The organism is Photobacterium panuliri, from assembly GCF_059920555.1.
Window position 1 is genome coordinate 2630242 of record NZ_CP197192.1, and the last position, 20906, is coordinate 2651147.

Sequence of the window (20906 nt, forward strand, 5' to 3'; positions counted from 1 at the left end):
TCGTTTATTTTGCCTTGGCCTTGCTCTTAACTCGCTTAATCTTATTCATAACCGGGTACGCCTCATCGATGAGCTCATTGACAAACGGCGAGGTCTTCTCAGGATCAGCACACACCCATACATGCTGCTTGGCACGCGTCAAAGCGACATAAAACAAACGGCGCTCCTCGGCATCGGCGTATGATTCCGTTTTAGCCTGCAAGGCCGCAGCCAGCCCTGTATCACGATCAGGCGCAGGGAAGACACCACGGTTTACGTCCAATATAAACACGTAATCTGCTTCGCGTCCCTTGCTGGCATGGCAAGTCATAAACGTTAAACCCAACTGTGGCCATTTATCCTGCCACTGCTTGAGTTTCTCTGGCCGCTGGTTGTTATTACGCCCCAACAATAGCGTTGTCGACGAATCCTTTACCTGTGCCGCCAACTGCGCCAACTCTTGATCGATTAAATCCTGACACAACAAAGTAACGGCTTTGCGCTTTTGTTTTTTGAAGCTATTAAGCGTTTTCGGTAACTGTGCTGGGTTTTGCTGAATAAAGTGATTGGCAACCTCACCAATCATACTGTTGAAACGGTAAGTCGTGTCTAGCTCGGTGATATGACAAGCGCCGAACCGCTGTTCAAAGCCCGTCGTCAAATTCAAATCAGCACCGGCGAAACGGTATATCGCCTGCCAATCATCACCCACGGCAAACAAAGTTGGGCGCGCCCCATCCTTGCCATCTCGACATAGTGCCTCTATCAATGCCAAACGATGCGGTGAGATATCCTGATATTCATCGACCATCACGAAGCGCCACGGCGATACGAATTTATTCTCCCTCACGTACTCAGTCGCTCGCTGGATCATCGAATTGAAATCGATATGCTTACTGGCTTTGAGATGCTGTTCATACGCTCGGTAACACGGCCAAAGCAACGCGAGTTCGCTCTTCATCCGAGCCTTTGCCGTATCCAGATGGTAGTTCTCAATACTGGCAACTAACTGCGACTTATTGCCGCCCCGCTGCCCGATCAATTCAATATGTCGCCATACCCAACTGGCCAGTTGTTCGTTACGGGCCTGTTTTTCCTGCGAGTTATCGGTTTTAACGCCGGGGATCCGCCACTGGGACAAATGCCGCTGCCAACGCTTGGCCGATGCTTCATTGCTCCACTGCTCAGTCAACACGGTAGCAATCCAATCAGCCCGGGCCTTTTCATCCAAGGTCAATGGCGATACGCTGGGCATTTCGCCCTCAACCGCTTTAATAATCTGGGTGCCAAGGCTATGGAACGTTGCCACCTTGATTTGACGGCTCACTTTTTCAGCCATCCGCTCGCCCATTTCCTGCGCCGCTTTTCGACCAAACGCCAACATCAGGATCTGCTCGGGTTGAGCCGTCTGGCTCGATAACAGATAACCGGCGCGAGCCACAAGTACGCTGGTCTTACCGCTACCTGCACCGGCAAGCACCAGATTATGATCCTGATTGAGCAAAATAGATTCCCGCTGGGAGGTATTCAGTGGCGATGACTCAAACGTATCGAACCAGGAGGCCCACTTTTCCTTTTCCTTCTCGAGCCAAAGCTGGTTGGCATTATCAATCCACTCGCTATTGTCACCCAGCCACGGGGTGATCTGCTCAAATGCCATCGGACGGAATGATGCGGCCAATTCGTTCGTCAACCCAGTAGAGACCAGCGACTGCTCAAGATAATGGCACAGATCCCGGTGATCGGATTCTCGCAAGTATGCGTCTTTTTCGGTCAGAGTTCGAATCTGGCCCAGCATCTCTGGCAACAGACCATCGAGTTTCTCTACCCGTCCCTGCGCCCAACTCCGGTAAGCGTCAAGCAATACATTGGCAAAAGCCTTGCACTGCTGCCAAGGCAGGCCGTGAACCGTCCAGCAATACTTCTGATCTGCCGATGTCAGCTCAAAGCTGCCCCAAAGGACACCCCGTTGCACATTGATCGCACCGTCCCAGTCATCAAAGGGGATCTCTTCTGTCTCAAGCTGACTATCCAAAATCAGGGCGTTGTCACCAAGCGCAATACTGCAATAATCACCTTGGGCAAGCCACTGGGCCAACCACCCCGCTGTCAAACGCATCACATCACCAAATAAAAATTAAACGCTGTATAGAGCCAAGTTGCCTAACAATACAAGATTCATGCCTGTATATATACCCAGTCATATAGAGAAACTGGATACAAAAAGTGCATTCTCGCTCAAACAAGCTGCTCGAAGCGGCTTGGGTATCAAAATCACTGTCGCCCAAAGAGTATCAAGAACTGTATTTTGACCATAGCGGCAACGACCTATTTTGCGTAAAATTTCTGCTAAAAAATTCCTATACGTGTCATTTTTAAAGGGTTTTATATCCAACAGGTAACGAGTTTGTTATCTTTGGTGGCTAACGCATATTTTCTGTATTTCTGTTGATCCCCTCGGAACAGACTTTTCATCATGCAAACCAATCGACTTATGCTTCGCCGTTACTGGGCCAACGACCGTATCAACTACAGCATTCGTGTATTCATCGCTTTAGTTGGTGTCGCCCTGCCTTGCTGGTATCTAGATGCCAAATCAGAAATCACCCCCTTAGTTCTTGGTATCATTGCTTCTGCCTTGGCCGAAACCGATGACAGCTTCAGCGGCCGAATAAAAGCCCTGCTCATGACCCTGCTCTGCTTCTTTATTGCTGCATTGTCCATTGAGTTGCTGTTCCCCTATCCGCCACTGTTCGCCATCGGGCTGTTTGTCTCGACATTCGGCTTTATCATGCTCGGTGCCATGGGGGCCCGTTACGCCAGCATCGCTTTCGCCTCACTCTTGCTGGCGGTCTATACCATGCTGGGAGCGGCAGAAAGCCCGAATCTATGGTACCAACCGACACTGTTATTGGGCGGAGCCGCTTGGTACGGGCTGCTATCGTTAACCTGGCACTTACTGTGGCCAAATCAGCCGGTTCAGCAAAGCCTTGCCGCCGTGTTTACGGAATTCGCCTGCTACCTCGATTGCAAAAGCCAGTTATTTGAGCCCGTTGCCAACCTCAACCCGCAACCACTGCGACTGGCTGCGGCGAGTCAAAATGCCCGAGTGGTCAACGCATTGAATAATGCAAAATCGACGTTGCTGCACCGTGCCCGACGCGGCCACCCAAACCATACTGGCGACAAATTCCTCAAGATTTATTTCCTTGCCCAAGATATCCATGAACGAGCAAGCTCGTCACATTACCGCTACCAAATTTTGGCCAAGGAATTCCAACGCAGTGATGTTCTGTTCCGGTTCCAGCGCCTCCTTGCCCGTCAGGCTAATGCCTGCCGAGAAATTTCACACGCACTGGCCATGGGCAAGCCCTATCAACACGGCGCCCAAAGCGTACTCGCTCTGGATGAACTTCAAGAATCACTGCTGTACCTTAAAACCCAAAGTAATCCGCAGCTTCGCAGTTATGTCAGCCAGCTGGAATACCTATTCAACAACCTCGCGACTGTTGAAAGGCAACTGTCCAACGTCAGCAACCCCGACGTCGCTGCCACCAGCAACGAAACCGAACTGGCCGACAACGAGGCACGCAGCATCAAAGACCATTGGCAGCGTATAGCCAGCCAATTTACACCGCAATCGATCCTCTTCCGCCACGCTTTGCGCATGGCTATTGCCCTGACTGCCGGCTACGGCTGTATCCAAGCGCTGGATCTCGAGCGGGGATTCTGGATACTGCTGACCACCCTGTTTGTCTGCCAACCTAACTATAGTGCGACCCGCCAGCGCCTAAAACAGCGCGTGATCGGCACATTGGCAGGCCTGCTCATCGGGATGCCGCTACTGTACCTCTTTCCCGGACAAGAAGGGCAACTGGTGTTGATGGTACTGGCAGGCGTCTTGTTCTTTGCCTTTCGGATGGCTAACTACGGTTTGGCAACCATGTTCATTACCTTGCTGGTCCTATTTTGTTTCAACCAGCTCGGCGAGGGCTTCGCGGTGATCCTGCCTCGACTGGGCGATACACTTTTGGGCTGCCTGCTGGCAGTATTGGCCGTTAGCTATATTCTTCCCGACTGGCAAGCAAAACGCCTCCACAAAGTGATGGCAGCAGCCATTCAAACCAACCGCGACTATCTGGCTCAAATTATCGGCCAGTACCGCATCGGCAAAAGAGACAGCCTGAGCTATCGTATTGCCCGGCGCGAAGCACACAATACCGATGCCCAACTCAGTACCGCCATCAGTAACATGCTGTCGGAACCTGGTCGCTACCGAATGGCAACAGATGAATGCTTCCGCTTTCTAACCATCAACCACGCCATGCTAGGCTATATCTCGGCCTTGGGGGCACACCGTACCCAACTAGACGATGAATATACCCACCATCTGGTCGCTCAAGCCCATAGGCTGATCCACAGCCATCTCGATTGTCTGGCCGCTCAGCTCGATGGCAATCAGTGCGCTCAAGCACCGGAGTCTGACAGTGAACTGGAGCAGCGCTTGGCCCAATGGCGAGACGAAGACTGTACCTCTGCCAAAATGGTGCTCCAACAGCTCCATCTGATCCAACGGATGCTGCCAGAACTACACTCGCTAGCCAACAAACTGGCAGCCCGTACCAACCGTCCGCAACCATCATCGGCGCAATAGCCTTCCAGCAGAGAACAAAAAGGCCAACGCAGTGCGTTGGCCTTTGTTTTTCTGACAACTGAAAAACACTTAATACAGAGCATTTTATCACCACATGAGAGGCAATCTGCTCAAACTGCGCCCACCAAACATACGCAAAAGGAATTAATTAAAATCTATTAATGACAACAATGAATAAATTTAATTAAATTTTTCAAGCATATGGTCGCATTAATACATATTGCATGTGCGCATATTTACAACCAAAAAGCACATAGCAATACCTCTAACTCTCTTTTATCAGCCTTCGGAGCGTCAATGAAAACCAAAACCACAGCACGGTATATCCAGGTTTACCTACTGTTTGTGCTTATCATGACTGGTGCCGCCTTCTTTTCAGCACAAAGCGTTAAAAACACGATGGAAATCAAGAACATCGATCGCTTAACCAACCTTCTTACTAATGCACTGGCCACCGTCACTTACTTCGAAAAGCAAGCCCAAGAAGGCAAACTGCCTCTGGCTGTTGCCCAGCAACATGCGATGGATGTCTTGCAAAGCTACAACTACGCCCCTGATGAATATATTTGGGCGACCAATGCACAAATGACCTTTGTCGCCGCCCCACTTGATCCGCAAATCATCGGACAAGAGTTCGCAGCAGTGGTCGGCCAGCAAGCTCTTAGTGCCGTCAAATCTGAACTGCAGGGGAAAAGTGGCCAAGTCGTACATTACATCTGGTCCACAACCCGTGGTGACGTAACAACCGACGTTCAATCCATTGCCGTAAAAAGTCCGGATTGGGGCTGGTATCTGGGAAGCGGTGTACAAAATCGCAAAGTTGAACAAGCTTTCTACCAAATTCTTATCGAAAACCTCTCTGTTGCCTTGTTCGCCTGCCTTTTTGTCGGCGTGGGGATGTTCATCGCGCTGAAGCGCTACCAGCAGATCGTTGGCCATGAGCCATCAGAAATCCTGACTATCCTCGAACAGCTGTCAAGAGGCGATCTTAACCGAAGCTTCGAGCTAAACGGCAAAGAAACGGGGATCTACAAAGGCGTGTTGGAAACTGGTGGTGCATTGAAACACATGGTCGCCGAAATCAAGCAAGTCACTGTCGAGCTCAACAACAGCTGCGCCCAGATGGCCCAGTCAACGGAAACGGTATCTGGCAATACTGCGGTACAGGCCGACAAACTCAGCCAAGCCGCAACCGCTATGTCGCAAATTATGACCAGCGTCGAAGAAGTTGCGGAAAAGGCCAACTCCACCTCAAGCAATACCCAGGATGTAGAGGCAAATACCCAAACCTGCGCGGCAACAATGAGCCACGTCAATGAACAAATGGGGCTACTGACCGTTAACCTTGCCGAAAACCAGCAGCAGCTTGACCACCTACAAACTCAAGCAAACCGAATCTCCTCTCTGGTCGAAGAAATTCGGGCGATTTCAGAGCAAACCAACCTATTGGCGCTCAATGCTGCCATCGAAGCGGCACGAGCGGGCGAAGTAGGACGCGGGTTTGCCGTCGTTGCCGACGAAGTACGGGCACTGGCCGATAGAACCCAAAAGAGCACCGTTGAAATCGATAATCTCGTTTCGTCGCTGCGCAACGATACCCAGCTATCGGTCAAGATGCTGCAGGCAAACAATGACAATATCAGCCAGATCCACCAGCAGAACAGCCAGAGCCTGAACGATGTTAACTCCGTTTTCTCAACACTGGGCAACATCAATCATGATTGCGAACAAATTGCCGTGGTGACGGAAGAACAATTCGCAGCAACCGTATCGATGAACACCATCATCGAGAACTTGCTCGTCACGGCCGAAAGTACCAATCAGGAGATGGCATCAGCCAATGCGGTCCGCCATGATTTACTGCTAAAAGCCAACGGGCTATCAGAAATTGTTGCCGGTTTTAAGATCTAAGGCACAGGAAGCGAACCGCACACCGCGGTTCGCTTCACCTTCATCTGTAGTTGCTGTATACCTGCCTCATCAATCAGATTCGGGTATGCCTCATGGATGACTATTGTGACAAACGTAGCCTCGCCGCCTATTTCGAAGCACAGTGGCTAGACAAAATCAGGGAAATGGGTGATTCCACCCTCCTAAATTCGGCTTCACGTACGATTCCCGATAATTTCGTACAGTCCCCTTTCTACCTTCAGGTATGTGATTTTATCCATAGCTGCATTGCACAAACAGGCTCTTCTCCGCGCAGTTTCCTTGAGGTTGGCCCAGCACTTGGCCGAGTGAGTTACGAGCTCGCCCGCAGCTATCCTAGCCTAGAAGATGGATGGGTTGTCGAACCCTCTCACCGACTGATGACCCACTTTCGCCGACTGCTGCTAAATGCAGAGGGCTATTATTTCCCGTTTATCGAAAGCCTCCACCGACAAGGAAGCATCCACCTCAACACTGCCCCCTTGGTTCGTGATTGTCAGCACGTTTCCTTCCATTGCATCGAATCTCGCTATGATCACAACAGCATTCCAACGCCTGTTGATATAACCCTTTGCCTCAATGTGATCGACCAATGCGAATCACCCTCTCTCATTGTCGATGCCCTCAAAGAGGATACCCGGCATGGCGGCATTGTTTTTCTGGCCAATACCTACCAGTGGCAGAAGAAACACCTCAAAGAGGCCTGCGAAGCCGTCAACGATATCAACCAGTATTTCACCGAAGATGGCTGGCAGCCGTTGGGAGAAGCCGAAATCCCCTATCACTTCCGTTTCAACGAACGCTTCTCCAAGCTCTTCCTATCACACGTCGTTGCCTACCGTAAGCGATAACCTCCCCCGATTTTGGGATAAAAAAACGGGTAGCCAAGCTACCCGTTTGTATTCGGTCTCAAACCAATATTATGATGAAGCCATGCCCCACTTAAGGTCATCATCAAGCACTTCGATCGCATCATCCAGATAAGATTCAACATGCTCTTCGACCAAATCATCCGGTTCTTCAAAGAAGGCAATATGGAAAATAGCATCCCCTTCATTTACCAACGGCAACGTCTGCTGGCCGATCACAATCCCCCCTTGGGGAGCGACCACGCTTTGCTCGGCGCTACCGGACGGGTCACTGATTGTCGCGATAACCTGATTTTTGGACACTCTCGCCCCCAATGCGACATGGGAGCGCAGCAAACCATCAAAATCAGCCCGTACCCAGCGTGTTGCTCGTGGCACCATTGGCTCAGGCAGTTTCTTGCTATGGCCAGTACGCAACATTTCGAGATGGCGCATCACACGCAGCACGCCGCTAACCCCAGCCCCAACAGCATGAGGATCAAGGCGCAGAGCCTCACCGGCTTCCATCGTGATTACCGGAATATCAAATTCCTCAGCGGCCGCGCGCAGTGACCCGTCACGCAGGGTCGCGTCAACGACCACCGGCGAACCAAATGCCATCGCCATCTCTCTAGCGGCAGGATTCTCCAAATTCGCCCGGATTTGCGGCAAATTGGTGCGATAGATTGCTGCGGTGTGCAAATCAACCACATGAGTACAGCGGCGCACAACCTGATTGAAATACTGATAAGCCATCCGCCCGGCAATCGAACCACGCTCAGATCCCGGGAAACAACGGTTTAGATCCCGACGATCAGGAAGATAACGTGATTTATGGATAAAGCCGAATACGTTAACCACCGGCACAGCAACCACAGTGCCATGCAGCTTCTTAAGATCAATCTTGTCAATCACCTGACGGGTAATTTCAATCCCGTTGAGCTCATCACCATGAATGGCTGCATTCACCAACAATACCGGCCCGGGATGCTTGCCGTGAAGGATTTCCACCGTTACCGACAATGGCGAGTGAGTGTACAAACGGGCAATCTCAAGCTCGCAGCTTTTGCGTTCACCCGGACTAACCGTCACACCGCCTAGCTCAAAATCGACATTCATTGATTTCTTAGGCATGTAAAAATCCTTTTGTCATCGTTCTATTGGTTCGCAGGGTATGAAAAAAAACGTTGCCAAAACCCAACCCACATCACAAAATCACAGTCACTAACGTGAGTTAAACCAGAAAGCCACGATTTTCCACAACGTATTGATTAAATTATTAAAAACAATAAAATACTCTCATCGTCACCATGAAAACATTGGTTTCTAACGCTTAAACGCATCTCTTATTATCAGTGCTATCAGCAAAACCGCACCCATTCATGGTTTACTCACGCAGCACTTTCTGGTTCATTATGAAAACTATACCGCTTTTGTTCGTCAGCTTGTTGCTAACGGCATGTTCCATCGCTCCGCCGCCACCGCCGCCGCCATGCGATTGCAGCACGGTTAACCGCCCGCCTGTGGTTACTTTGCCACCAGCAGTGGTTATCCCACCACCGTCCACTGGCTCATCTAACACCCAGAACGAAAACCTCAACAAGCTGTTTGTCCTTCTCGCCCAGCACGTTAAAAAACAATGGGGGGATGACGAATACCTCGAGGCCGGCAAGCACCGTTACGTAAAATACCTTGATGGCTATAAAACTCGCGCCCATATCGACTTCGATACCGGCAAGATTTATGTTTCCACCATTGCTCGTAACCTGCCGATGGAAAAACTCCAGCACGGTATCGTACAAACCTTGCTAATGCCTGCCGATCCACAGCATGCAGAGCTCTTCAGTGACAAAGAAGCGGTACTGAATGGAAAACCCTTCCTACTTGGCCAGGTTTTAGATCAAGATGGCAAACCAATAGAGTGGCAATGGCGTGCCAACCGCTATGCCGAGTACCTGATTGAGAACAAGCTTCAGAAAAAAGCACTCAAACGTGGAACGGCCTACTATGTTGAAATCAACATGGCAAAGGATCACCTTAGCCAGCGTGAATACCAGTATGCCCACTTAATCCGTGACGCGGCAAAACGCTACGATCTACCAGAAGATTTACTCTACTCGATAATCAAGACCGAAAGTAGCTTCAACCCTTATGCTGTCAGCCATGCCGGCGCCTACGGCTTGATGCAGGTGATCCCAAAAACCGCAGGGGCCGATGTCTTTAAGCTCGTTAAAAACAAACCGGGAATTCCGACAAAAGACTACCTATTTGATCCGGCAAACAATATCGATACCGGTGCGGCCTATTTCTATATTTTGAAAAACCGCTACCTGCGGGAAGTTAAGAATCCAACATCCTTGCATTTCAGTATGGTGTCGGCCTACAACGGTGGTACGGGGGGCGTATTAAGCACCTTTGACTCTGATCGCAAACGCGCCATGACAAAACTGAACAGTCTGAAGCCGACTCAGGTCTACGATGCTCTGACCACTAAACACCCGAAAGCAGAAGCCCGACGCTACCTGCAAAAAGTGCTTTATTTCCAAAAGGACTTCAACAACGGCAAACTATAGCCATTTCAGGTTGTAGCCTGGCAAAGGTGGGATCTGAACACCACCTTTGCCAGCCGCGTCATCTTTAGCAGCTCTTCTCCTACAAGAAGCAGCTGCTACATTAATTCAACAATCCCCTTTAAACAGAAACATTACGCCATAAATCACCCACAACTTGGCGTAAGTTATCGCCACAAGCACAAATTTAAGTTCAACTTACCAACAAGAACCGCTAGAATCCGCCCCTCTATAGACATTTCCACCCGAATTCAATAGCCAAACATCATGATTGATCTATCCATATTGCCTGTTTACCTTACTGCCGTACTGGCCCTGTTGTTGATCCCTGGTCCAGACATGTTGCTGATTGCCAGTTCTAGCTTAAGCTATGGAAAAAAAGTAGGGGTTTTTGCTAGTCTCGGCAACGCTACATCTGGCCTGATCCTGACAATGCTCGCAGCTATGGGTGTATCTGCACTGATTGCAATGAATCCAATCGCACTTGAGGTACTCCGTATTATGGGCGGTGCCTATTTGCTGAAAATGGGCTGGGACTGCATGCGCACCAAACCTTCCGATGCGCCAGAAGTCGAGCAGAGCAACAGCCTTGCCGCAACACTCTACCGCCGTGCCGTAATCAGTAACTTGCTCAATCCCAAGGCTCTGATCTTCTTTGTTCTGTTCCTGCCACAATTTGTCTCTACCCAGATACAAGCCACTTCTGGCGAGCAAATGCTGGTACTTGGCCTGCTATTGAACGTACTCGGGCTTCTGTTCAACCTATTTCTAGTCACAACTGTCGGCAGTCTGGGGCAATCGCTACTGAAGAACGAAAAGTTCCGTACCAACCAGCACAAATTCATGGGCTTGGTGTTTTTCCTACTGGCTATCTGGCTATTGGCCTCGCAAGTACCCAGCGTAAACTAACAGATAAAAAAGGCCGCAGTTCTCTGCGGCCTTTTCGTTATTGTCCTCTATATCGCCAACCAGTGCCTTTTTTTGCACGCACAGCAGCACGAATATCACAGCTAACTATCAAATGTGTCCTGCAACGCAAGCTTGAGCTCCTGCTCGGCCTGTGCCAGTGCTTTGTCAGCCTGCTGGCGCTTAAGGCGACCTTCCTTAACATGCTTGAGCGTATTGTTGAGCGTCTCAATCGTTAGCTGGTTCACTGTCTGAAGAGACTCAACATCCAGAATACCCCGTTGATAGTTTTCGGCGATCTGCTCTTCCAATGCCTTGAGCTTCTCGGCATTTTGCACATACTGCTTGTTGGTGTAGTCCTTCACCGCGCGCGTGACTTTCAATGCCTTTTCTTTCTCGTAATTGGAAATCGCAATCAGGAACTGGCGTTTCCATAGCGGCAAAGTGTTGTGCACAATATCTTGAATGTCCTCCATCAACATCTTGTTGCCTTCTTGCGACAACCGGATCTGCGGAGCGGCCTGAATTGCCGCCATTCTAGCCAAAGCCAAATTATGCACCCGCTTTTCCAAGCGCCCCATTACCTGCACCGCATCGCGGTAAGCCTGGCTATCAAGCGGATCATCGCTTTGCTCTGCCTTCAATCTCAACGCCACCAGCTCCTGATCCTTCAGCACCGCCAGCCGCAACTGCCCCGCATAAATATAGATATCCAGCTGTTGCAGCAACGTCAGGTTTTCCTCATACAGCCCATCAAGCTGATGGATATCTATGGCAAGTTTTACCTCTTGGGCTTCAAGCCTGCTCGCCAGCTCATCTAGATGGCTTTTGACTGAATCAAACCCTTTGACAAATTTTCCAAAGGACTGAAACAGCTCACCGATCAACGGAAGCCGCGATAAAAAGCTCGATTTACCCAGCTCATCAAAGCTGGCGCTGCTCATATTAGAGACCATCGCGTGGAGTATATCCCCGGCCTCCCCTGTGTCTTTCGCCCTAACACCGGCGAGTACCCGATCCGAAAAATCGGTAATGCCCTGCAGTGCCTCCTTGCCGAAAACCAACGTCGACACGGTATCAAACGGATTGAACGCCTCAGCAATCTGCTTTGCCTGCGCCTGCTCGCTCTCGCTAAGACGGCTGGCGACGTTCAGTTCTTCCGACATTTGTCTTTCTGGTATGCTGACATCCTGTTTCATAACGTCTCTCCCAAAGCTGACTCTCGACCATAAAGCGGGAAATCCCGCCAAAGTTGGTCAAAATGCTGGGTAAACGCCGCCAAGTGGCGGCTGTCATTAGTCATGGTCAAATCTTCAGAATTGAATTTAGATGCACTACGGGTCCAGTTGAAACTACCGTTTATCAATCGAGAATTGTCAAAAATCGCAAACTTGTGGTGCATGTGATACTGCGTTTCATCAACCTTCACCATCACACCGTGACGAGCCAGATAATCAATATCACTCCCCGAGTCATTCACCTTATCGTTATCGGTAATAATCCTGACTTTAACCCCGCGATGATGGGCGGCAAGAATAGCGTCAGTCAAGTTGTCATCGGCAATAGTAAACACGCAGATATCCACGCTATTACGGGCAAATTTCAACTGATTACGAATTCCATCAATACAGCAGTTACCCGGCGAAAACCATGACTCGGCAACCACAACCTCATTCCCTCCTCGCGCCTTGTCTAACTGCTTCATGACCTGCTCAAGCCACTTGAGTCCTTTCTGCCCGTCATCCCCATCACGGATACTCTGCTGTACCAGCGAAAAGGCCCGGTTGCGCAGGTAAGAAATACCATCAGCCTTGAGATCCGCCTCTTCGAGAGCGTCGGCCAAATCGCGACGCTCGTGGTTATCAAGTTTGGCATCGTCAAAACTGCGTACCAGCAACGTTTCAATATCCCTTTTTGCCATTATTACTCTCCTTGTCTAGCTCTGTATGCCCTTCGTTAGAGATCGCATACCGGTGTCCCTGGGTTAAGCTCTTTGCTACCGACGCGACGCTCTGGTTCAGTACCAGCATCTGCTGGACAACCTGTCCAGCCCGGTCTTCCCCATCGCCCAGTTGCTGGCGACGGCGGTAGCCCTCGGTAATTTCATGCCACCTCGCTTGCTGATCGCTATCCATCGCATTGCGCAGCTGTGACAGTTTGAGCAGGTTCTCCTCGGTACCGGCCGTCAAGGTCTGGGCCTCCCCTTGGTAATGGTCAACTAACAAGGTCTGGAGCTCATCGTCAGTCATTACCGGCGAGATCTTCTCACAGAGCTTATTCATGTTCCGGTAAGAACCTTGCAGCTTGAACGGCGGCTCAACCCGGTATTCGTCGGCCATCGCTGCCGAGGCAATATATTGCTGGTTGACCCTGAGCACTGTCTGTTGGACCTTCATCAACTTATCGAGGGTTGCGGTGATCTCCCCCGCTTCAGTGGCCGAATAAGGGTGGGTCAAATCACTGAGCGCAATCTCTTCGCCGCGAGCCATAGCAATCAACTTGTACAAATCACCGAGGTCACGGGTTGCCAGAGGAGCCAGTACCGGATTAGACGTCAACGAGTTCTCAATAAATGACAATTCGAAGGCCTCTCGCTGGTCCGACAGCATATCGCCCAAGTTGTAGATATCCGCACGGTTGGCCAACATATCCGGGATCTTGAACACTTCGCCCGACTCGGTATACGGGTTACCCGCCATCACGATGGCAAACTTCTTGCCCCGCATATCGTAGGTCTTGCTCTTGCCTTTCCAGCTACCCTCAACGCGACGGGTACCGTCACAGAGTGATATGAACTTCTGCAAGAACTCCGGATGGGTATGCTGGATATCATCAAGGTAAAGCAACACGTTGTTGCCCATCTCAAAGGCCTGGTTGATCTTCTCTACTTCGCGGGCAGCATTCTGGTCCGGCGCATCTGCCGGATCAAGCGAGGTCACCTCATGACCAATCGACGGCCCATTGATCTTCATAAAGACCAAGCCGAGTTTATGGGCAACGTATTCGATCAACGTCGTTTTACCGTAACCCGGAGGTGATATCAGCAATAGCATCCCCATCAAGTCGGTACGCTTGGCATCCCCCATCGCGCCCATTTGCTTCGCCAAGTTATCACCGATTAACGGCAAGTAGCTCTCGGAGATCAGCTTGTTCCGCACAAATGATGTTAATGGCCTAGCCTTGAAATCACCCAAGCGCAACGTTTGCTTGGCCTGCTCCAGCAAGGACGCACGCTGAGTAATGTACGCCTCATAATTTGGCAAGGTATGGTTATTATGGTGATACCCTCGCAGCAAGAAGGTATCTAGCGTCAGCGTCAGGCTGCCCTGCTCAACAAGCGGGTGCTCCCCCAACAAGCCATTAACCGTTAACTGCAGAGAAAAATCCACCGGATTGAGCAATAACATGCCGTTATCCCGCATTGTCGCCAAAGCCGCCGCCTCGATCACAAATGGCTGCCCCTCTCCCTGCTTGGCCGTATATGCCCCCAGCCAGAGCAGATGATCCGTGAATTGGGCTCGCCACTCCTCCCCTTCCGGCTGCCAGCCCAAGCTGCGCCGGAAGCTCAGGTAACTGTCACATAATTCAACGGCATCTCGGCTGGTTTCTGCCTGCAAACGTTCCTGTCCGAGCAAATGAATCGCATATTCGGCACAAACATCGGCAGCTTCATCACCGCCCAGCAAGCTCTCGCAACCTTCAAGGCTCACACTCTCTATTTGCAGAGCAAGCTGCTGCTTTAGGGCATCAAAAGCAACCTGCGAAGCCAAATGCTGCAACATAAGCAATGCATTACGAGCCTGTTTGCGCCATTGTTCCAATGTATCTTGCGGCTGAACTATCAACCATAACCACACACTGGCCCGTACTGCCTGCGAATAACGCAACAACCCAGCCTGTTCGAAACACGGTAAGAGTGCCCTCAATAACCGCTCGGCATCATGGTCATGAACCCCTTTTACATAGCCCTCGCGGTATTTCGGGGCGGCGTAGTCCTGAACCAACTTGAGCAAGGTTCCCTTTTGACTCGCGTCAACAAGTGCTGCCAGCGTGATCCCCTCCCGCTGCTGCTCAGCGGCATGCAATAGGCTGAAGGCCAAGTATTCAGCGCGGTATAGGGTGTCTGTTTCCGAGGCGACATCAAGCCGGGAGGCACTTTGCAAAGCCAGAAATTCATCATCTGTTACTGGCTCGTAAAAGTCCGTCCCGCCAATGTGCAAACTCAGCTGGCTGGCGTGTTCAACCAGACTGACCTCCAACGGCTGCTGGTTGACGCTGAAACGGTGCTTGCCAAGACGCAGTACTTTGCCGCCCTGCTCAAAAATATCCTGATTATCACGCAATGCGCGCAATGCCTGATCCTGAGCAGCTTTGATCCGACCGTCTAGGGCATCAGCCTTGACGCTATCCCCCAGCTCACGAATCGTACCCGACAGCTTTTTAAGTTTGTGCACCATGTTGTCGGTAGCAAAATAGCTGTTAAGCTCAGCGACATTCTCAAACCGGGCCACCCGCTTTTCGATACTCTTGAATGTCACATCGGCCGCTTGGTACAGATTCTGGATCCGGCGCTGCTGGGCGGTGACCAATTGCTGCTTGTGACCTTCAAGGGTCGACTGTATTTCTTCCCGCTTGGCATAGATCTCAGCAAGGAACTCGTCGTAATCGGCAAACCTGGATTCCAACTTCTCCAACTGCCCAATCAGCTTGGCCAGCTGCTCATCGCACTGTTCGGGGGTTGTGGCCTGCTCCATCGCACTGTTAACCGACTGTGCCAACAACTTGAACTGGGCGCTGAACTCGGCCTTTGCCTCGCCCCCACGCAGGGACTGGAACTGCTGCCGCAGCCTTGCCGACAATGCATTGAGCTTGGCGGTAACCTCAGTTGTCAGGTCGAGAATACGTGTCGACATCGTCGGATCGTCTGTCTCGATATCCGCCACTTCTTCAGTAACCAGCGCAATCGCTGTACGCACCGACTCAGCTTTGTTCTGCAACAACGCCAAATCGGTCGTTTTCTCTATCGAGCCTAACTGCTCTTCGATGGCCGCGATATCTTGCTTGTAAGGCAAATAAGCCTTTTCGTTCTGCAATAAATTAAGCAATACTCTGTTAAGCTCAACCCGCTGCTCATCGAGTGATTGCTGAAGCGTATCGACCGCAGCCTCTTCCATGTAACGGTACTGACGAAGCGCCATCACATTACCGATCTCAGCCTTCACCTTGGCCAGTAACGACAGCAATACGGTCGCATCATCCTTCGATGCGAGTTTCAGCTCGCTTACCACCGCCTGAACAACACTCTGCTGCTGCTCTAACGCACTTTCTGCATGCAGTTGAAGCTGGCGAACCTTAGCAAACTCATCGATGATCAGGTTGGCCGTTTCCATCAACTGATTGACGGCAGCCCCCATCTTCAATGCCGATGGATGCATCAGCCAATCATAATGATCAAGCGTGGTCTGGCATGTTTTCAGCAAGGACTCGTAGATCGCTTGACTTACTTCTTCGGTACGAGACAACTGGCAAATAGACAGCAAGGCCGACAACGCCCTGACCAGCTCGGTATTGCCTAAATTAGAAAGAAATGAATCTGCTCCGGGCCTGTCTTGCCGGGCATAATGCTCCGCATCGGTAAACGGGGTCTGCCAAATGCGTAGAGGATGGATTGTTGCTGCTTCGGCATTTTCCGACACCCGGAACATCAGCATTCGGCCATCAGGATACAGGCTATAGCCATGGCTATGAATTGGGGCAGAAAAGGCCTTGTCGATCAAGTTATAGGTGTAGATGACATAGGAGCCTTTATCGACATCAAAAAAGAAATAAAGCTGGTCTTCACCGTTTGGCGATGATACCTGTTTGAAAAAACGCAGCCCCTGCCAAGGCTCATCAAATTGTTTGTCCTCTCCATGAGCCAACACATAACCATGCGAGTATAAGATACCGTGCTCTTCAGGCAACAGCTTGGCACAATGACCAATAGCATCAGCACGAACAACCTGATCATTCAGTGAGTTATAGATAAAATAACGATACTGCTTCTCGCGATTCGGCAGTACCTTCAGCACAATTAAATCCCCAAGATCGGCATAGGCAATCTCAGCGTCAATAATGGTCTGGTAGGGGTCATCGACTAACTCCCGGTAAATACCCAGTCCTTCATCAGTATTGTTTTCGACCTTGATCGTGAGATCACCGCCGATACATTCAACAAACAGGCGATCTTTCACCGAGACGTGTGAATGGGTACCAATAACATGGTCGGCGCGCGTGGTCGACACCCACTCAAAGTCATGCTGGACGGCACCGATGAGATCCTGATTACCCAGGGCGTCGAGATAGCGAACGGAGGTCTTGCCAATATCAAACCGGAATACCTTTCGGTCCTCGGCACGCATGCCGATCTGAAAAGCGATATAAAGCATGCTTTCGCGTCGGGAAATCTGCGAGAGACGCGCATCTTTATAATATGTAAACAGCTCATTGAATTCATGCACGAACTGGGGGTCATTAAGGAACGAACCTTCCAAGCCCACTGGATCCATGCGATAAGTCCCGTCATTTTCTGACAGGCTGTACAAGCCAAACACATCATCAAGCGACGGCTGGCTCTTTAATCCGATATAGACCTGATAGCCAAACAGCAGCTGGCCGTTGACCTGGGCCATATCAACAGGCATGCACCGAGTATCTGTCTGGACATTCGCTTTGCCAATCAGGGTAAACTCACTGCCGCCGAATGTCTCCTTGCGTGACTGGTTAAAAGTATCTGCCAGTCCTCTCAGGGCTTCACCCTGCTGGTAAAGCCGAGACTTGAGAACCTCATAGGCTCCACCCTCGCTGACTGCTTTGTCGACCGTATTTTCTGTAATCTCTGTCATTCTATGCCCTCCTCAATCAAACACCCCCGTGCCAATGCAATGACACAGGGGTGCTTAATGGTTTACCTACCCATCAACTATCCAGTGTTTCGCTATCATCACCAGACAGTGTCCGTTTCAGTTTGGAAAGCACATCATTGCCAGATCCCGCCGCTGAATTCAGCAAGTTGGCCAGTGCAATATTGCTAACGTCCCCTGATTTAAGATCCGTTTTCTCTAAAATATCCTTGATATCCTGTGGCAGGCTGCGACTACCATTGCGGTACTCATTGACCAGTGGTGCTAGGATCTCCGAATCAGTAAAGCGGCTATCCAGCATCTCGGTATTCAGAACAGTACGGCGCAACTGCTCCATACCCTCACCACCAAATAGTTTGATATCCGCAGCCGCCAGTGCCTGGGCCAACGCCTTGGCACTTTCGCTATTCACTGTACGCTGGGCGTCAATACGGGCAATCTCCAGCTCTTTCTGCTGCTGAAGCTGCATAACCCACTTATCGTGCTCTCGTGTTTGGTCATCGTACTGACGGGCAGCTTCAAAGCGTGCTGTTTGTGCTTCAGCTTCCGCCAGCCCCTTGGCACGCATTGCATTGGCTTCAGCTTCACCGGCAGCCTGCAACGTGAAGGCTTCGGCCTCACCACGCTCGCGAATCACTTGAGTCTGCTCGCGGTCCACCTCTATTTGAGCCAAGCCAGTTGCACTGATGTGCTCTTTCTCAGCCTGAGCCATCCGCTCTTTCGCTGCCGCCTCACGCTCAAGACGGAAAAATTCCGCCTCAGCTTCCTTGGATTTCTGCGCATATTCTGCTTCGGCCAAACGGCTCTTCACCGCAAGCTCGTTCTCTGCATCTCGAGTACGCACCTTCATCTGCGCTTCATTCTCAATCAGCATTCTCTCGGCACGCTCTTTGGCTGCTTCTTTCTCAGCCTTGGCCGCAACAATCAATTCAAGCTGCTTGGCTTCCGCATCTGCCTCGGCCTCGATCATCCGAACTTTCTTGGCACGGTTTACTTGCTCGGCCGTACGCAGGTTCTCGGTTTCTTCTTCTTCGCGCGCAATCTTACGCTCAATTTCCACCCGCTGAGAGCGGCTTTCAGCCAACGATTTACGAGAATCTTCAATCGTGGTTTCTTTTGCCATATCACGCTGGGCAACTTCAGAAGCCGTACGTACTTTCTCAATCTCGATACTGCGTGTAAGCTCTTCATCCTGAATTGCAATCTGGCGCTGGTTGGCAATTCGGATCAGCTCAACTTCCATATTGACGCTTTCTTGCTTCTTACGAACCTCTTCTTCTGTCTCCAACTCAGCCAGACGAGCCACTCGCTCATACTCATGGCGCTTCTCTTCAGACAGGGCATGCTCTTGTGCCTTGATGATAGAGACTTCACGCTCAGTACGCGCGATACTTTCCTGCTCTTGCTTCTCTAGCTGCAGGCGGTTGGCTTCAGCTTCGACATTTTTCTTCTTGATAGACGTCTGCTCATCCTGGCGGATTGCATTAGTCTCGGTATTTTTCAGCGAAGTAATTGAGGAAATTTTACGGATCCCCTCAACGTCGAGGATGTTGTTCGGATCGTGGGCATCAAGCTGTGTTTGATCAACTTTATCGATAACCACATCGTAGATCTTGAAGCCATCCATCTCGCTGCCAATAACATCAACGACAGCATCACGGAAAGCACGGCGATTAGTCAGCAACTCTTCAAAATCAAATTGCTTTACAGCCGTCTTCAATGCTTCTGAAAATTTTGGCTGGAAGTGTTCACGAAGGCGCTCCTGATCCGAAGCCCCTAACGTTGTGAATAACTTTGCAACCCTGACAATATCGTCTTCTTCATGGTTCACCCCGATATAGAAATCAACCTTGAGGTCAGCTCGGATATTATCCTTGCAGTGCAGGCCCTCGTACTCTTCACCCTCCTGATCCTTGCGGCCACTGCGAATAACTGAAATCTTTTTACGGGTGATATCCATGTATTCGGCGCGGTTAACAATCGGCCATACAAACGTACCGGTTAAGGAAGCACGGGTTCGGTCAACGCCATTAACAATCAGCGCCTCACCTTCATTTCTTACTTTTTTATACCGAGATGTCAGGAACAACAAAATAATCAACGAAATTCCGACACCCGCAAGAATAAATATCATGCTTGGTGATATAGCCATTACATAACTCCTTAACGTTTAAATAGCAGAAGTGACGTTGATAGCCACTCTGCAAAATCTGATAAACAATGCGTATTTTTTATAACTTGGCAACAAGAAACTTATTTTCATCGGGATGTTTGGCTACAATAATTACCTCATCGCCATAATTAATATCTTCATCCCCACAACTATATACATCCAGTTGTATTTCACTCGCGCCTTGATATAAAACGACTTCCCCTTTCTCTGAAGAAACCTTACTGCTCCTGACTGTAGCTCGCATTCCTTCATAGTTAATCGTCACAAAGGCTTTATTGGTATCGAAAACGACGGCGAGTGGCTTCAATGTCAATGCCGCTATATATAAAGCACTATAGAAAACGACAAAAAGAGAAGGAATCGTCACAAGATAGGAAAAACTTTCAGGAAGAATGCTAAATAGGTATATTTCCAGATAATAGGCAATTATTGTGGCAAAAAACGTGGTAATAGTCAGTGCAATAAAGATAGGAACCTGAGAGACAATCGGGGGCAGAAACAACCTTGTCGCCCAACCTGCATCGACATCAACAGCATCCGTATCTCCTAAACTTCCATCAGAAAGATCAAACATTAAATCGATGATCATCAATAGAGAAAATATACAAAACGGAGCAAAAAAAACAATAACCGGAAATCCGGTCAATACCGCAAAAAAATCAATCAACATTGACATCCTTGATTATATTTACAGCTTGATGTTAAGCCATATTAATATGATTCCTTTTGTAACATAACGCCTAAAATAAAACAATTGAACAATTGCGGTTCACATCACACCCATAATGCTATGGATAAACAAAATAAACCTATACTCTTTCACTGAAGCTCCTTTGATATTGAGTTGATTTCATTGAAAACAATGCAAGCGACGCATAATTACTCAAAACAAGCCACTAGTGTTGTTTTTTGAACCACCTGATACATGCTTAACCCTCTCGAGGG

At 49.9% G+C, this 20906-nt stretch carries 12 protein-coding genes; 5 read left to right on the forward strand and 7 right to left on the reverse strand.

Annotated elements, in window-relative coordinates; translation table 11 throughout:
- Nucleotides 1-4 precede the first annotated feature (4 nt).
- Nucleotides 5-2098, reverse strand: a complete 2094-nt coding sequence (helD, locus tag ACSF8X_RS12035; RefSeq protein WP_500850078.1) for a DNA helicase IV — start codon at nucleotides 2096-2098, stop codon at nucleotides 5-7.
- 357 nt (nucleotides 2099-2455) lie between these two features.
- Between helD and yccS the strand changes: the two genes are divergently transcribed.
- The 3 genes from yccS (at nucleotide 2456) to ACSF8X_RS12050 (ending at nucleotide 7413) form a co-directional block, all read left to right on the forward strand.
- Nucleotides 2456-4633 carry a YccS family putative transporter gene (gene yccS / locus ACSF8X_RS12040; protein WP_047877089.1) on the forward strand — a complete coding sequence of 726 codons (2178 nt, stop codon included), beginning with the start codon at nucleotides 2456-2458 and terminating at the stop codon, nucleotides 4631-4633.
- Between the two features lie 297 nt (nucleotides 4634-4930).
- The gene (locus ACSF8X_RS12045; protein ID WP_500850079.1) at nucleotides 4931-6544 is read left to right on the forward strand and encodes a methyl-accepting chemotaxis protein; all 1614 of its coding nucleotides are present in this window, start codon (nucleotides 4931-4933) and stop codon (nucleotides 6542-6544) included.
- 92 nt (nucleotides 6545-6636) lie between these two features.
- On the forward strand, nucleotides 6637-7413 hold the full coding sequence (locus ACSF8X_RS12050; RefSeq protein ID WP_500850080.1) for a hypothetical protein: 777 nt from the start codon (nucleotides 6637-6639) through the stop codon (nucleotides 7411-7413).
- Nucleotides 7414-7482: 69 nt separating this feature from the next.
- Here the strand turns inward: ACSF8X_RS12050 and ACSF8X_RS12055 are convergent, their stop codons facing one another.
- Entirely contained in the window at nucleotides 7483-8544 is a 1062-nt protein-coding gene (locus ACSF8X_RS12055; RefSeq protein ID WP_500850081.1) for a succinylglutamate desuccinylase/aspartoacylase family protein, read from the reverse strand.
- A 281-nt stretch (nucleotides 8545-8825) separates the two neighbouring features.
- Here ACSF8X_RS12055 and mltC point away from each other — a divergent pair, with 281 nt between their 5' ends.
- Nucleotides 8826-9983 carry a membrane-bound lytic murein transglycosylase MltC gene (gene mltC / locus ACSF8X_RS12060; RefSeq protein ID WP_047877498.1) on the forward strand — a complete coding sequence of 386 codons (1158 nt, stop codon included), beginning with the start codon at nucleotides 8826-8828 and terminating at the stop codon, nucleotides 9981-9983.
- A gap of 264 nt (nucleotides 9984-10247) precedes the next feature.
- On the forward strand, nucleotides 10248-10889 hold the full coding sequence (locus ACSF8X_RS12065) for a LysE family translocator (RefSeq protein ID WP_047877093.1): 642 nt from the start codon (nucleotides 10248-10250) through the stop codon (nucleotides 10887-10889).
- Between the two features lie 101 nt (nucleotides 10890-10990).
- Here ACSF8X_RS12065 and ACSF8X_RS12070 read toward each other — a convergent pair whose 3' ends face one another.
- The 5 genes from ACSF8X_RS12070 to ACSF8X_RS12090 all read right to left on the reverse strand — a co-directional run bounded on the left by ACSF8X_RS12070 (nucleotide 10991) and on the right by ACSF8X_RS12090 (nucleotide 20631).
- Entirely contained in the window at nucleotides 10991-12052 is a 1062-nt protein-coding gene (locus tag ACSF8X_RS12070) for a toxic anion resistance protein (protein WP_500851187.1), read from the reverse strand.
- Nucleotides 12053-12081: 29 nt separating this feature from the next.
- A complete protein-coding gene (locus ACSF8X_RS12075) occupies nucleotides 12082-12807 on the reverse strand; it encodes a phospholipase D-like domain-containing protein (RefSeq protein WP_047877094.1) in 726 nt (241 codons plus the stop codon).
- Complete coding sequence (locus tag ACSF8X_RS12080; RefSeq protein WP_500850082.1) at nucleotides 12788-17770, reverse strand: DNA repair ATPase; 4983 nt, start codon at nucleotides 17768-17770, stop codon at nucleotides 12788-12790. The genes ACSF8X_RS12075 and ACSF8X_RS12080 overlap by 20 nt, the downstream gene beginning before the upstream one ends.
- A 73-nt stretch (nucleotides 17771-17843) precedes the next feature.
- The gene (locus ACSF8X_RS12085; protein ID WP_047877095.1) at nucleotides 17844-19940 is read right to left on the reverse strand and encodes a flotillin family protein; all 2097 of its coding nucleotides are present in this window, start codon (nucleotides 19938-19940) and stop codon (nucleotides 17844-17846) included.
- A 79-nt stretch (nucleotides 19941-20019) separates the two neighbouring features.
- Complete coding sequence (locus ACSF8X_RS12090; RefSeq protein WP_500850083.1) at nucleotides 20020-20631, reverse strand: DUF1449 domain-containing protein; 612 nt, start codon at nucleotides 20629-20631, stop codon at nucleotides 20020-20022.
- Nucleotides 20632-20906: the final 275 nt, after the last annotated feature.